Source organism: Bradyrhizobium sp. HKCCYLRH3073 (assembly GCF_051167995.1).
In the GTDB taxonomy this organism is placed as follows: domain Bacteria; phylum Pseudomonadota; class Alphaproteobacteria; order Rhizobiales; family Xanthobacteraceae; genus Bradyrhizobium.
The window spans coordinates 21,122-35,021 of sequence record NZ_JBNPUD010000012.1 but is presented as its reverse complement, the minus strand read 5'-3'; the positions used below and the strand labels follow the sequence as shown (position 1 = coordinate 35,021).

Below are 13,900 nucleotides of genomic sequence, written 5' to 3'. Positions count from 1 at the left end.
ACCTATGAACACTGTTCTAAAGGCAAGTGCCGTACTGCTCGCTCTCGTGCTCGGCGCTTCGGGCGCAGTCGCCCAGACACCGGTCAAGATCGGCGTGCTCAGCGATATGTCGGGGCCCTATTCCGATTTCAGCGGCCCAGGGTCTCTGGAGGCAGCCAAGCTGGCGATCGAGGACTTCAACGCGGGCTCGAAGAAACTGTCCGTCGAGCTCGTCTCGGGCGATGCGCAGAACAAGACCGACATCGCCGGCGCGATCGCTCGCCGCTGGATCGATGCCGAAAGCGTCGACATGATCATCGACATCCCGACCTCCGGCATCGCCCTCGGGCTTGCGGGCCTCGTGAAGGACAGAAACAAGGTCCTGATCGCAACCACGGCGGGCACCTCCGAGCTGACCGGAAAATCCTGCACGCCGAACACGCTGCACTGGACGTGGGATACATGGTCCAATTCCCACGGCACGGCCGAGGCCATCGTCAGGAACGGCGGCAAGAGGTGGTACTTTCTCACGGCCGATTACACCTTCGGCACGACCATGGAGAAGGAAGCTGGAGACGTCGTCAAAGCCAATGGCGGCGCGGTTCTTGGCTCCGTCCGGCACCCGCTCGACGCGATGGATTTCTCGTCCTTCCTGATGCAGGCCCAGGCTTCGAAAGCGGAGATCATCGGCCTCGCCAATGGCGGCACCGATACGATCAACGCGATCAAGACGGCCGGCGAGTTCGGCATCGTCGCCGGCGGGCAGAAGCTGGTCGGCCTGGTGCTCTTCATCAACGACATCCATGCGCTCGGCCTGAAGGCGGCCAACGGGCTCATGCTGACCACAGCCTATTACTGGGATCTGAACGACAAGACACGGACCTTCGCTGAGCGGTTCGCCAAGCGCAACAACGGCAAGGTGCCCTCGATGAGTCAGGCCGGCACCTATTCGGCCACGCTGGCCTATCTGCGGGCCGTCGAGACGGTCGGCCATTCCAAGGACGGCGCAGCCGTCGTTGCGGCGATGCGCGACGCCGGCACCTTTGACGATCCACTGTTTGGCAGGACCGCCGTGCGCGCCGACGGCCGGGTCGTTCACGACATGTATCTGGTCGAGGTGAAGAAGCCAGAGGAATCGAAAAAGCCGTTCGACTACTACAAGGTGATTGCCACGATCCCGGCCGATCGCGCATTTCGCCCTCTGGCCGACGGCAACTGCCCGTTGGCGCAATAACGTCTCGGTTGCTTCCCGACGTCAGACCAGCGAGGAGCAATCCGCGCAGCCGGAACGGCCAGCCGACTGCGATGCGCCCCGCCCAGCAGATCCGGACGGGGCGCGATCGGTTCACTCGGCGGTCTTGCGCGGCCGCGACCACAGGAGCGTGTAACCCTCGCCGCCCTCGTCGTCGAACAGGTTGGCGTAGATCGGGGCGTTGAAGGAGGGGTCGTCGAGCTTGAGCGAGAGATAGTCGCGTCCCTCCTCGGAGCGACGTGCCCAGGCGGCGCCGATCTCGACACGCCCGGCGTAGACGCGGTGGCTGGGCGCATTCTCGCTGGAGCGGTTGGCCTCGGGGACGATGCGCACGCCCTTGGCCTTGAGGCTCAGGGTGATGATCTCTCCCTGGAAATCGTCGCCGACCTTCTTGAAGGAACCGATGGAAGCCATTTTGTCTCTCCTTGGCTGTTTCGGGCCACGACCACCGCGGCCTCGATGGCGCATCTCGGACGAAAGGCGAGCGACGGCGCACCCGAAGGGCTGAAGCGGCAGCGGAGGACGGCGCCGGCCAACTTTCTTGTCCCGCGAGGAATGGGCTTCAGCCCAGGGGAAGAAAGTTGGCCGGCGGCGTTGCGCTAAGGCGATCGAGGCGCAGCCGGCCTTCGGCCAGATCAAGCCATCACGAGGCAAGGTACGTCGCAGTCTGATCAGCTCACGGGAGAGACATGGTACATTGAGGCTGCACAAGAGATCGGGATGATCAGGCGTAAGATCAGAAGCCACGGAGAAGAAAAGCGAGTGCTGATGTGTGCTCCTGGCTGCCAGACGTCCGTCACGCCCGGCGAAAGGCCGGGGACAGTCGAGATCCGAAAGGGGGTCCAGCCGTTTCAAGCAGGGTCGCGACTAGCTCTCCGATGGAGCTCGACGCCCCGTCGTTCAGCGCTAGCGATCCGATTAAGCTGCTTGAGAACGAGGCAAGAGGCCGTGACGAAAAGCAATTGTTGCGGGATTGCAGGGATCGTCGCCCAATCAGCGCGTCAGACGACCAAGGCGCTCCCACGCCACCACGTGCAACACGATTCGAGCAGACATGCATCTCGACGACGAGTGCAGAGAATCGCTTGGGATATCGGCGCGGGCCGCTTCAGCAAGAAGAGATTCAGAGTTAACGCGCTCACGCGCCGCCTTGGCCAGGAGTCCACACCGGAATGCCAAGCCTGCTCGCCTTGTCGGCGAGGTTGCCCTGGATCCCCGAGCCGAGAGAAAAGGGATCTGATCGATTGGAGGCCGCGCGCATCAGTGGATGGCGGCATACATGATCTTCTCTTCGGTCGCTTCGATCGCCGAGAATTCTTCGACGACCTTGCCTTGCCTTGATACCAGGATCCGATCGGATAGCGCGATGATCTCCGGCAAATAGGAGGATATCACGACCACGGCTCTGCCTTCATCGGCGAGCCTGTTGATCAACTCGTGAATTTCGACGATGGCCCCGACGTCGACCCCGCGCGTCGGTTCGTCAAAGATGATCAGCTCCGGTTCCTGAATCAATGATTTCGCGATGACAACCTTCTGCTGATTGCCGCCGGAAAGCTCGACAACCTTGACTTCGTCGCCGATGGCGCGAACCTTGAGACGTTCGATCCAGGTCTTACCGACCTCATGTCTTTCACGACGTGACAACCAGGCTCGCCCTACCGGAAACTTGGCAAGCAGACCCAGATAGATGTTGCGCGCGATCGAGGCCGTCTCGAAAAAGCCCTCCACCTTGCGGTCTTCGGTGACATAGGCGATTCCGGCCTTCACGGCCGGCGCGGGCACGCGGTATCGCACCGACTTGTCGTTGAGCAGAATTTCTCCACCGTGAAAGAAATCACGCTTCAGAATACCCGAGACGATCTTAAAGGTCTCGGTTCGGCCCGAGCCGACCAGTCCGAACACGCCCGTGATCTGGCCCGCGAACACCGACAATGAGTTGTTCCTGACCATCGGCGCCATTTTGAGATTCTGTATTGTCAACACGCGCCTGCCGGCCGGGCGCACTTTGTCCTTCCGCACACCGTAGAGCGTATTCGAGAGATTTCGGCCGACCATGGCCTGAACGATGCGCGCTCGATCGAATCCCGAGGCGTCGTCGGTGACGACGTGCTTGCCGTCCCGCAGGACAGTAATGCGATCGGCCAGCAGCAAGGCTTCTTCGAGCGCGTGCGAGATGAAGACGATCGAAACACCGCGCCTCTTCAAATCCCGCACCAAATCGAAGAAATACTTCTTCTCCTCTGGCGTAAGCGTCGCCGTGGGTTCGTCAAAGATGATGACTTTCGCCTTGTGCAGCACGGCGCGGGCGATTTCGACCATCTGCTTCTTGGCCGCGCCCAGGCCGCCGACGGTCGCCGTCGGCGCGACGTCGAAATTGAGAGATTGGAGGAACTGCTGAGCCGCGATGTAGATGCCACGCAGCCGATTATAAAATCTCTCCTGACCGAGAAACAGGTTTTGCGCCACGGTCATCGTCGGCACCAGACTGTTTTCCTGAAACACCATTGCGATGCCAAGATGCCGCGCCTCCAGCGGCGTTCTGGGAGACACCGCGACGCCATCGACCGTCATTGCACCTGACGTCAAGGCCACGACGCCGGCCATGACCTTGGTCAAGGTCGACTTGCCTGCGCCGTTCTCGCCGACCAGCGCGTGGATCTCGCCCCGCCGCAGCTCGAAATCGACGCCCTCGATCGCTGGCACGCCGGCATACAGCTTGGTTGCCTTCGACAGGGACAGGATGACCTCGCTCATGGAAGGACCTCCCGGCCAAGGGTTGCAAGAGGCAGCCTGAGCACCCTGCCCGGCCCCTTTGCGATCATGACGAGGTCGGCGCCGAATTCGACGGCAGCGACGATGCCGTGATTGACGCCATCAGCGCGGCTATGAAGCGAATAAACCGGCAGTCCGTCGGCACCGAGCCGGATGACGAGTCCGTACGACCGTGGGGGAGCCCACGGCTTCATGACACCCATGGTCTTGATGTGCGCTCCCTGCAGCGGTTCCTTGAAGGACTGGCCGGACCTGAGCCGTGGTGCCACCCAATAGTCAGGCTCGATCTCAGCAATCATGCGGCGCCGGTAGGCCGGTTCGCGCAGCACGAACTCGACCAATTGCGTGCGGGCGATAAACGCCGTCAGCCAGAAGCCGCCGCCATGCGCCGGTGCAAGCCGGGAGGGATAGACCGGCAGGTGACCGAGCACGACCGTGCGCGTGCCGCCGGGTGCGATCGAGACCAGACGGTGCCGCCAGCTTTCACTGACCAGCACGTCGTTGCCGTTTGCGACGGCACCGAAGGCGTAGCGAAGCCCGCCCGCAAGCTGCTGCATCGCCTGCGTCCGCGGATCGAGCCTGAAGACACGGCCGGTATCACCGAGCTCCATCAGGTCGCGCGCCCAATCGCCAACCTCATACGAGGACGAACCATCGGTTGCGATCAGGGCGCCGTCGCCTGCAGGCGCAAGCGCGTTGACGGCGCGCAACTCACCGGTAAATATCGAGACCGGCGTCTTGGCGGTGATGGCATCATAGATATGAACCTCAGTGCCGCCAATGGCAACGGCTAGACCGCCGGACGGAAGCATCGCCAACGCAGAGATCGGCCGCGCAAACCTGCGGATCTCCGCAGGCGACGACCCGGTCCAACGCAGGAGTCGCGCGCCGTCGGCGATGAGAAGGGAACGGCCGTCGGACGCAATATCCTCCGGTGCTTCACATTCGAGGAGCGTTTCGGCTGCCTCGAGCACCTGATTGGCCTTCAGCGCCCCGTCGAACGACGGAACGGTGATGGTCGCATCGCCACGGCCGAGCAAGCGGTTTGCGAATTCACGGATGGCGGCGATCACGAATGCCTCCTCCAGCGCGTATCGTAGTGTACGAAGTCCGGATCGGCGTTCTCCAGCTTGAAGCGCCCGATCCTGTTGTTGGCGATGCCGCCGAGATAGAGATAACCGCGGTGTTCCCGCATCGAGGTAATCATCGGGTGATTGACGCCCTTGAGGTCCCAGAGGGATTCCAGGATCTGGCCCTGCTCGTTGAACTTGACGACGCACCCGGTGTTGATGTTCGGAAATAGCCATTCGTCGATCGGCACCCGCTTGGCCATGCGCCGCCGGAAGCCCGGCATCTGCCACGCCAAGTCGAGCGAAGGGCTGCGCATGCCGACCAGCGCCAGCCAATAGTTGCCATCCGACGCCAGATTGATGTTGTCGGGATAGCCCGGCAAGTTATCCATGACGGTCTCGACCGCGCCTTTCTTCGGACCAGCGAACCAGTATCGCTTGATCGAGCAGCCGAAGGTCTCCGCGAACAAGATCGACTGACCGTCGCTGGCAACAGCGACGCCGTTCGGAAACTTAAGTCCGCGCAGCACGGTGTGGGTCATTCCACTCTTCGTGTCGTAGCAGATGATGCGACCGTTGCCGCGGGCCTCCAGCCCGTCGACCGGCCACTCATCCATCTCGTAGCGAACGGTCGCCTCGGAGAAGAAGATCAGTCCGTCATCGGTGATGTCGAGATCGTCGGCGAGCCGCAGACGGCTGTCGTCATTCACCGAATACAGGCTGCGGTTGGTCTCGTCGGTGGCCTTCTCCACGGTTCCGTCGGGCGTGATGCGGTAGAGACCCATACCGCCGATGCAGACATACAGATTGTCCTGGCGGTCGAACGCCATTCCGAGCGGCTGGCCGCCGATATGGGCGAACACCTCCATCCGCTCGTAGTCCGGCGGAAAGAACCGGATGATGTCACCGTGACGGGAGCCGGCATAGAGCACGTCGTTGCGGTCGAGAATGACATCCTCCGGCGCCTCGATCCGTCCGAGCCCGATGAGAGACACATCGCGAAGCTTGTCGTTCTGCTCGAACGGGCCGCCCTCGCCGATCTCGGTCGGGGGTGGCGGCGGCAGCGCATGATAGGTCGGGGCGACGTAGACCTTGCTGATTATCCGGTTGCGGTTCTTCTGCCAGCGTATATCGACCATGGCGGCCGCCAGGAGGATCGTCGCGAGCGCCATGCGGTTGACGCCGCCACGCGCGTTCATTGCCGTCAAGCCGTTGGTCATCAGGAGGACGATGAGCACACCGACCAGCGACTTGACGACCGAACCCTTGCCACCGCCGAGCGTGATCCCGCCGAGGACGGTTGCAGTCAGGACGATCACCTCGAGGCCGACGCCGATGTCGCCACCCACGGTCCCGAGGCGGGCGGCAAAGAACAACGCACCGATGCTGGTCAGAACGCCGCTCGCGACGTAGCAGAGCGCGATGGTCCGCCGCACCGGAATGCCAGAATTGTAGGCCGAGCGGCGCGATCCGCCGATCGCCGTGATGTGCCAGCCGGGCCGCAGCCGCGTCAGAAAGACATGGCCGACGATGGCGACGATGATATAGAGCAGCGCGACGCTCGGGATTCCCAGAACATCCCCGCCGCCGATGAAATCCCACGAGGGGATATCTGGAAGCGATGACGCGATCGCATTCGAATAGCGTTGAATCAGCAGATCGAACGCCGAGCGATAGATGATCAGCGTGATCAGCGTGGCGATGAAGGCGCGAAGTCTCAGATATCCGATCAAGACCCCGTTCACGGCACCGAGCAGCCCGCCGACGACCATGGTCGCCAAGACCACTGCCGGAACGGGCCAATTGAGAACGTCCAGGAGATAGAGCGCGCAGAAATCCGTCAGGGCAAACATCGACCCGACCGACAGGTCGATGCCGCCGACGATGACCACAAGCCCCATTCCGAGACCGATGAAACCGATCTCTCCGGCCTGGCGCGCAGTGTCGGCGAGACTCGCGGGGGACAGAAAGTGCTCCAGGACCCGGCTCAATGCGAAGCCGACGATCAGGAGCAGAAGCACAGGAACGGCGGTTTCGGTCCACCTCTTGGACAAGATCTCGCCGAGGAGATGGTCGGGCCAGTAGCGATATCGCAGCCGAGTCAATGTCTCGCGCATCTGCCTTCCATGGGTACTGCCTATGCAATCGTCTTGATGCGCGTCCCGGCCGAGCCGGAACGCGCGCCGCGGAGCGTCGTCACTTCTTGAGATCGGAGAGGTTCCAGCACGACGTCTGGGAGTCAGCGTTCTCCTTGGTGATCGGAATGAGCGTGCTGTATTCGAAGCCCTTGACCGACCCCGCCTTCACCCCCGAGGACAGCAGCCACTTGATCGTTCCGGCCATCTGCGCCGCCTGCGTCGGCACGTCGTAGCTCATGTTCAGATCGAACGAGCCGTTCTTCACGAGCTCGCAGGCGCCCTTGCGCTCTCCACCGCCCGATGTTGCCAGGAAGACCTTGCCGGTGAGCCCGGCCTCCTTGATCGCAGCGGCAGTGCCGATATCCATGCCATCCCAGAAGCCCACGATGCCGCACAGGTCGGGATTCTGCTTCAGGACGGTCTGCGTAATGGCCTTGGCTTTCGCCGCATCCCAATCGGCCGCCTGGCTCGACACCACCTTGATTTCGGGATGCTTGGCGAGAACGTTCTCCACGCCCTTGAGCGTGTAGGCACTGGCGGCCGCGGACAGCGCACCCTGAATGATCGCGATCTTGTTCGACTTGCCCTGGCAGGCCTTCACCACGCCTTCGGTCTGGCGTTCACCGATCTCGATCCAGTTCGCGCCGACGAACGCCGAGCTGCGATAGGCCGATCCCATGTTGATCTGGATAACGTAGATCCCTTCGTTTTCGGCGCGCTGCAACAGCTTGGCATAGGTCTGGACGTCGGGATTGTGGATCACCATGACCGCCGGCTTCTCAGAGATCAGCGAGGTGACGGCCTGCGCCCCCGCGTTGGTGTTCCAGTTGGGATCACGAATCTCAAACTTGACGCCGTAGGGTTCGAGCTCCTTCTTCAGGCCCGCGTACCAGCCCTCCGTCAGATCGAAATTCATGGCGACCGGCACGTAGGCAACCGTCTTGCCCGCAAGCGCCTCGCGAAAGGTCTTCTGAAAGGGCTCGTCAAGCCCCTGCTGCGCAAGCGCCGGCGCCGCAGCCGCCGCGAGCGTCACCGCCACCAGACTTCCAAGTGCTAAGCTATGCGTGCGCATCGTCGTTTTCTCCCGTTTGATGTTTTCATTTTTGGTACTGAGCTAGATGTCGCCTTGCTGGGCCGTTTCTTCATTTCGCGGATTCAAGATCGTATCCGTAATCACCGCGATCAGCAGGACGACACCCTTGATCAGGTTCTGTCCGGCGTACGGAATATCCAGAATCGTCATGCCGTTCAGCATGGTCCCGATCAGCAGCGTGCCGATGATGACGTTCACGACGCCGCCGCGGCCGCCGGACAATCCGATGCCCCCGAGCACGACGACGAGGATCACGTCATAGATCATGGTCGAGTTGAAGATCCGGGTGGGCATCGAGTTGACGGATGCCGCCATCACGAGACCGGCAAAGCAGCCGATCACCGCGGCAAGCACATATTGCAGCACGGTAATCGGGCGCGAGGGAATGCCGGTCACCCGTGCGGCGAACGGATTGTCACCAACCGCGTAGATAAAGGCCCCCCAACGGGTCTGACGCAGCAGAACGAACACAGCGATTGCGGCGATCGCAAACATCACGATCGACGTCGGAATGCCGAGGATGCTGCCCTGCCCGAGCCGCTCGAATCCCGCCATGCCGTCGCTCCATTGGACGACGTCGAGCTGGAACAGCGCCGCTTGCCCAAGTCCTGCAACAAACAGCCCGGTCGCGAGCGTTGCAAACAGCGGCGGCACCTCCGCATAGGCGATCAGCCAGCCATTGACGAGACCAATGGCGACGGCCAGGAGGCCGGCGGCGAGCAAGGAGGCCGGCAACGAGTGACCGTTCTGCACCATCTGCAGAACGAGCCCGCCGGGGACCGCGAGGGCAGCGATCAGCGACAGATCGATGCCGCGCCCGATGACGACAACGGCCATCGCCAGGCCGAGAATGCCGAGGACGGCGACGTTCTGCAGCAGGGTCAGCATGTTGTCGGCGGTCAGGAAGCCCTTGAGGAAGATCGAGAAGGCCAGGAATAGCGCCGCGAAGACGGCGAACACGATCTCCTGTTGACCAAGCCGAAAGTGCTTCATCGTTTGCTCTCACCAATTCCCAACTACGCCCGCCCGCGTGGCGGTGTCGCTTCAATACGATAGGTCTGCGGCAACGCCGACAGGCTCTCTGCAAGCCGGCCCAGCGCCACCTCGTCGATCGTTTCGACCGCAATGCAGACGACCGTGTTGAGCTTGTCGTCCTTGTTGACCTGGATGTCCGCCGCGGTTGCAGGACCGAATATCCGATCGACTTCCGTCCTGACCTTCTCCCGAACAGCGAGATCGCGAAGCGTCGGCTTGAAGATCTTGCCCACGGCGGTGACTGGAAGCGCGTCAAGCACCACCACGCGCTTCGGGCGAGCGGGGGGCTCGTGGACATTCTGCTCGAGGTAGTCGCAGAGCCGCGCGAGCTCGATCGTCTGCTGAGGCGACGGCACAACGAAGAGAATCGGTACCTCGCCAGCGTAGGCGTCCGGCATGCCAACGGCGGAGCTCATTTGCACGCCAGGATATGCATTGGCGACATCTTCGATGGCGGCGGGATCGATGTTGTGGCCGCTGCGAACAATGAGGTCCTTCTCCCGACCTGTGAGAACCAGCCGCTCGTCTGCGGTGAGGTAGCCGATATCGCCGGTCACGATCCAATCATCGTCGGTCAGGACGCCAACATTGTGCGTGGGATCGACGTATCCGGGGAATACCTGCGGGCCCTTGGCCAGCACCAGCCCGCTCGTGAGCGGAGGACACTCCTTCCTCAGCTCCGGGTCGCCCAGTGCCACGATCTTCGTTCGCGAGAACGGCGCCCTGAATCCGACGCTGCCCTGAAGCGGCTCGCCGCGACCCGGGTTGAACGCGATCGCCGCCGCGGTCTCCGTCATCCCGTAAGTCTCGAATAACCTCACTCCCGTCCTGGCCTGGAAACGGTTACCGACCGCCTTCGGGAGCACCGCACCTCCTGTCAGCGCCATCCGGACCGAGCTGATATCGCAGGACCCGATCGGCACCTCCGCCAAAGCCGCAATGGAGGTCGGCACGCCGCTCACGATCGTCACGCGATGTCGTTCGACAGTGTACCAATAGTCGCGGATGACCTCCGGGACTCGCAGACCGTAGGGTGACGGAATGATCACGTGGCCGCCAGCGGCGAGAATCGACAGACCTGCAGTCATGGTGCCGCCGACATGAAACAGCGGAAACCCGTTCAGCGCGGTGTCCAACTCGTCGAACCCGTGAACCTGGGCGAAGCCCCATGCGGCGTGGATCTGGTTGCCATGTGTCAGGCGGACGAGCTTTGGACGTCCGGTCGTCCCTCCCGTATGGAAGAGCGCGCACACCGACCGCCGATCATTTGACGGTTCGAAATCGAGCGCATCTCGGTGCCTCGAAGCGGCTTCGTCAAAGGCGGCCATTCGGCCGTTCGCGCCGCGACCCTCACCTAGAACGAGGATCTTCTGCAAGGATCCGACCCGTGCGGCGACCTTGTTCGCCTTGTGCCAGAGCGCCGGATCGTCGGCTTCCGACGGGATCACAAGCAACGCTGCATTCTGCGCTTCGAGGAGATCGACGATCGCGTCCTCGTTCAGCAGATAGTTGATCGAGCTCGCGACGCCGGCGACCTGGGCGCCGAGCAAGGCCGGAAAGACCTGCGGCAGGCTCGGGCAGAGGAATGCAACGGTTGGTCCATCCGGTCTGATACCGGACGCCCTGAACAAGTTCGCCGCGCGGGATATGTCGGCAAGCAATTGACGGTGAGTGAGGCTGATTTCGCGGGATTCACGAGGTGTCAGGACGGTCAGTGCCTGCCGGTCCGGATGCAATCGGGCGGTCGCCTCGAACAGGTGATACAGATTTCGCGCAGGTACGAGGGTGTCATATGGCAGCCGCTCCAGCGCCACGATATCAGCAATGGAGCCGACAGGGCGCGTGAACCTCGTCGTCATCGGTGAAGGCAGGCCTCCCCCCATTGCTGCAGTCCCTGGCACGGCAAATCACGCACGCCCGCATCGGCATCCGCGACTGCTTCCCCCCGTTTTTGTTCTCTTAGCTTGCCGCCCCGAGTGACGCTTGCCTCGGAGCGCAAAGCTTTTGCATGGCCGCGCAAAGTTGGCTTGCGTAGAGCCGCTGGGCAACTAGAATTGCGGAACGGTCCTTGTGCGATGCAAAATGCAGCTTGGGCTGCTCGCGATGGATGACCGATGGAGCTCGTGTTCACAACGGAAAGCCTCGAGCCTTCCAAGCGCTACGCTGCCTGGCAAGGCGCCATTTGCGACGTCTATGTCCATGTCGACGTCGAGGCCGAGCAACGGTCCGACTATCAGGGCTTCATCCGGGAAGCACGATTTGGTGTTCTGACGATGACCGACGTATTGCTGTCGGAGCAGCGGATATCGCGACGGGAGCGGCACATCGCCAGGCTCGACAAGGATTGCTACTACGTCGAATTCGTTCAACAGGGCAAGATCAACGTCCTGCAGGCCGGCCAGACGCTGAATACGAATCCCCACGTAGGTGCAATCTTCTCCGCGGCCGAAGCCTACGATCTGGAGTGCGTAGGGAAGGTTAGATCCCTCTATCTGGAGATTCCGCGCAAGGAGTTTTCGTCGCGATTCACCGAGAACCGGATTCCGGTTGCGATGACTATTGCGACCGGACGCGGTCTTGGCCGGATCGCCGCCGAATTCTGTTCGACGTTGGCATCGGAAGCATCGTCGGTCGATGAAGCGGCAAGGTCGCGGCTCGGCGACGAGCTGATGGATGTTTTGGCTCTCGCCCTGGACATGGGCGACAAGGACCAATTTTCCGAGGACGCCACGGCTCAGAAGGCCCGCCTGCGCTCTGTCAAAGCCTGGATCGAGGAGCATCTCACCGACCACGACCTTTCGCTCGAGAAGATCGCACGGAACAACGGGGTCTCGCTCAGGCACCTGCACTATCTTTTTCGACTCACGGACATGTCGGTGTCGGAGTGGATTCTCGACCGGCGCCTGCAACGGTCCTACGATATGCTGACACGACTTGAGCAGCGCGTGTTGTCGGTGACTGAGGTCGCCTACCAGCTGGGATTCAGCAGCTCGTCACACTTCAGCACCGTGTTCCGGCGGAAATTCGGGCATAGCCCGTCCGAGCTACGCCGACGATAGGCCGATGCTCAGTGGCCGAGCGGCGCATGAGGCACTCCGCCGAGCTCCAACACGTCCGCGCCGTCCACGCGACCATCAAACCTCGATTCACTCGACAGCTTGACCTTCCAGCAATTGTGCCGCCAATCGCAAGGCACATCAAGGTCGGCACAGCGACGAGAGGCTGATCCATTTGCAGGTAGCGGACCGTCGTCAAACACGAGAGCTGTTCGGGGATATTCCGGTCGAGAGGTAGCGCTGCCGTTGCAGGCATCGTCGCGGCGGTCAGCGACCACCATGCCCCCCTGCGCCACCAGGTCTGACGCATTCAAGCAGACAGACATGTCGACGCCGAGCGCAGGAGTCGCTTGGGATGTCGCCACAGCCGCTTGGACGAACGCAGTGGATCTGCACGGTTGACGGCGCTCACGCGCCGCCTTGCCCGAAGGTCCAGACCGGAATGCCGAGGCGGCGAGCCTTGTCAGCGAGATTGCCTTGGATCCCGGAGCCCGGGAAGACCATGGCGCCGATCGGCAGCGTCGCCAGCATGGCGTCATTGCGCTTGAAGGGGGCGGCCTTATTGTGTCTTGTCCAATCGGGCTTGAACGCGATCTGCGGCACCTTGCGGTTCGATGCCCATTTGCTGGCGATCAGCTCGGCCCCCTTCGGCGAGCCGCCATGCAGGAGGACCATGTCCGGATGCTTGGCGTGGACCTTGTCGAGACGATCCCAGATGAGTACGACGTCATTGAAGTCCGGTCCGCCGGTCAGTGCGATCTTGGGGCCTGGCGGCAGCATGACCTCCGTCTCAGCCCGATGCTTGGCAGCAAGGAAATCGCGGGAGTCGATCATGGCCGCCGTCAGCGTGCGATGGCTGACCTGCGATCCCGACCGCGGCCGCCACGGCGATCGCGTATGGAGCTCGAAGGCCTCGGCGGCCAGATCGCGGAACAGCTCCATTGCGTTGCGACGCTCGACCAGTGACAGTCCTTCCGACGTCAGGCGCTCGAGCTCGACCGAGCGCACCTCCGAGCCGTTCTGCTCGCGCTGACTCGAACGCTGCGCCTGCTCGTTGTCGTCAAGCTCGCGCTCGATGCGCATCGTGGCACGGTGGAACAGGTTGACCGTTGACCACAAGAGCTCCTTCAGCTCAGGCTCGAGGCGCGTCTCCGAGAGCGTCGCGACCAGGGCGTCGAAGATATCGGCGACCGCGCCGGCGATGACCCTGCCTTCAGGGAGCGGCCGAGGATCAGGCTCATCGTCGAAGGGGCGGTAGCCGTACAGCTGGAGTTCGGTCAGGGCGTTGTCGGTGCTCGACTGCGTATCGTGCGGCTCATGCATCTCGTCTTGCTGGTCGGACATGGGGACCTCGTCTATGTTCGGTGACCGCGTCGATCGCGGCCTTCCATGGCGATCTCCAAGACGGCGGGAGGACCGGACCAGAACCCGCTGATCTCTTCGAGCAGCGGGCCGGAGCGACAGCGGAGGATGGCGGTGTGCGCGGCTATTTTGCCTCGCGA

At 62.4% G+C, this 13,900-nt stretch carries 10 protein-coding genes; 2 read left to right on the top strand and 8 right to left on the bottom strand.

Translation table 11 applies throughout. The annotated features are described in order from the left end of the window. Positions 1-4: 4 nt before the first annotated feature. A complete protein-coding gene (locus ACQR1X_RS24940; RefSeq protein ID WP_434899777.1) occupies positions 5-1,213 on the top strand; it encodes an ABC transporter substrate-binding protein in 1,209 nt (402 codons plus the stop codon). A gap of 111 nt (positions 1,214-1,324) precedes the next feature. Here ACQR1X_RS24940 and ACQR1X_RS24935 read toward each other — a convergent pair whose 3' ends face one another. From ACQR1X_RS24935 to ACQR1X_RS24905, 7 genes are all read right to left on the bottom strand, one after another. Then, positions 1,325-1,645, bottom strand: coding sequence for a DUF736 domain-containing protein (locus ACQR1X_RS24935; protein WP_006611602.1), 321 nt, complete (start codon positions 1,643-1,645; stop codon positions 1,325-1,327). 846 nt (positions 1,646-2,491) lie between these two features. After that, positions 2,492-3,988 carry a sugar ABC transporter ATP-binding protein gene (locus ACQR1X_RS24930; protein ID WP_434899776.1) on the bottom strand — a complete coding sequence of 499 codons (1,497 nt, stop codon included), beginning with the start codon at positions 3,986-3,988 and terminating at the stop codon, positions 2,492-2,494. Beyond that, a complete protein-coding gene (locus tag ACQR1X_RS24925; protein ID WP_434899775.1) occupies positions 3,985-5,079 on the bottom strand; it encodes a hypothetical protein in 1,095 nt (364 codons plus the stop codon). Before ACQR1X_RS24925 ends, ACQR1X_RS24930 begins: the two co-directional genes overlap by 4 nt. Beyond that, positions 5,076-7,193, bottom strand: a complete 2,118-nt coding sequence (locus tag ACQR1X_RS24920) for an ABC transporter permease (RefSeq protein WP_315801471.1) — start codon at positions 7,191-7,193, stop codon at positions 5,076-5,078. The genes ACQR1X_RS24925 and ACQR1X_RS24920 overlap by 4 nt, the downstream gene beginning before the upstream one ends. 79 nt (positions 7,194-7,272) lie before the next feature. Further along, positions 7,273-8,286 carry a sugar ABC transporter substrate-binding protein gene (locus tag ACQR1X_RS24915; RefSeq protein WP_015663990.1) on the bottom strand — a complete coding sequence of 338 codons (1,014 nt, stop codon included), beginning with the start codon at positions 8,284-8,286 and terminating at the stop codon, positions 7,273-7,275. Positions 8,287-8,328: 42 nt separating this feature from the next. Continuing rightward, the gene (locus ACQR1X_RS24910; RefSeq protein WP_434899774.1) at positions 8,329-9,300 is read right to left on the bottom strand and encodes an ABC transporter permease; all 972 of its coding nucleotides are present in this window, start codon (positions 9,298-9,300) and stop codon (positions 8,329-8,331) included. A 23-nt stretch (positions 9,301-9,323) separates the two neighbouring features. Beyond that, positions 9,324-11,201, bottom strand: coding sequence for an AMP-binding protein (locus ACQR1X_RS24905; RefSeq protein ID WP_434899773.1), 1,878 nt, complete (start codon positions 11,199-11,201; stop codon positions 9,324-9,326). Between the two features lie 255 nt (positions 11,202-11,456). On the opposite strand from ACQR1X_RS24905, the gene ACQR1X_RS24900 reads away from it, so the two are divergent. Further along, positions 11,457-12,401, top strand: a complete 945-nt coding sequence (locus ACQR1X_RS24900; RefSeq protein ID WP_315718536.1) for an AraC family transcriptional regulator — start codon at positions 11,457-11,459, stop codon at positions 12,399-12,401. 405 nt (positions 12,402-12,806) lie between these two features. Here the strand turns inward: ACQR1X_RS24900 and ACQR1X_RS24895 are convergent, their stop codons facing one another. Further along, positions 12,807-13,742 carry a DUF2493 domain-containing protein gene (locus tag ACQR1X_RS24895; RefSeq protein WP_434899772.1) on the bottom strand — a complete coding sequence of 312 codons (936 nt, stop codon included), beginning with the start codon at positions 13,740-13,742 and terminating at the stop codon, positions 12,807-12,809. Positions 13,743-13,900 lie beyond the last annotated feature (158 nt).

What these genes read in the sequence shown, in the direction of transcription:
- ACQR1X_RS24930 (WP_434899776.1), bottom strand. Translation starts at nt 3,988, where the DNA reads ATGAGCGAGGTCATCCTGTCCCTGTCGAAGGCAACCAAGCTGTATGCC.
- ACQR1X_RS24940 (WP_434899777.1), top strand. Translation starts at nt 5, where the DNA reads ATGAACACTGTTCTAAAGGCAAGTGCCGTACTGCTCGCTCTCGTGCTC.
- ACQR1X_RS24900 (WP_315718536.1), top strand. Translation starts at nt 11,457, where the DNA reads ATGGAGCTCGTGTTCACAACGGAAAGCCTCGAGCCTTCCAAGCGCTAC.
- ACQR1X_RS24910 (WP_434899774.1), bottom strand. Translation starts at nt 9,300, where the DNA reads ATGAAGCACTTTCGGCTTGGTCAACAGGAGATCGTGTTCGCCGTCTTC.
- ACQR1X_RS24905 (WP_434899773.1), bottom strand. Translation starts at nt 11,201, where the DNA reads ATGACGACGAGGTTCACGCGCCCTGTCGGCTCCATTGCTGATATCGTG.
- ACQR1X_RS24935 (WP_006611602.1), bottom strand. Translation starts at nt 1,645, where the DNA reads ATGGCTTCCATCGGTTCCTTCAAGAAGGTCGGCGACGATTTCCAGGGA.
- ACQR1X_RS24915 (WP_015663990.1), bottom strand. Translation starts at nt 8,286, where the DNA reads ATGCGCACGCATAGCTTAGCACTTGGAAGTCTGGTGGCGGTGACGCTC.
- ACQR1X_RS24895 (WP_434899772.1), bottom strand. Translation starts at nt 13,742, where the DNA reads ATGTCCGACCAGCAAGACGAGATGCATGAGCCGCACGATACGCAGTCG.
- ACQR1X_RS24920 (WP_315801471.1), bottom strand. Translation starts at nt 7,193, where the DNA reads ATGCGCGAGACATTGACTCGGCTGCGATATCGCTACTGGCCCGACCAT.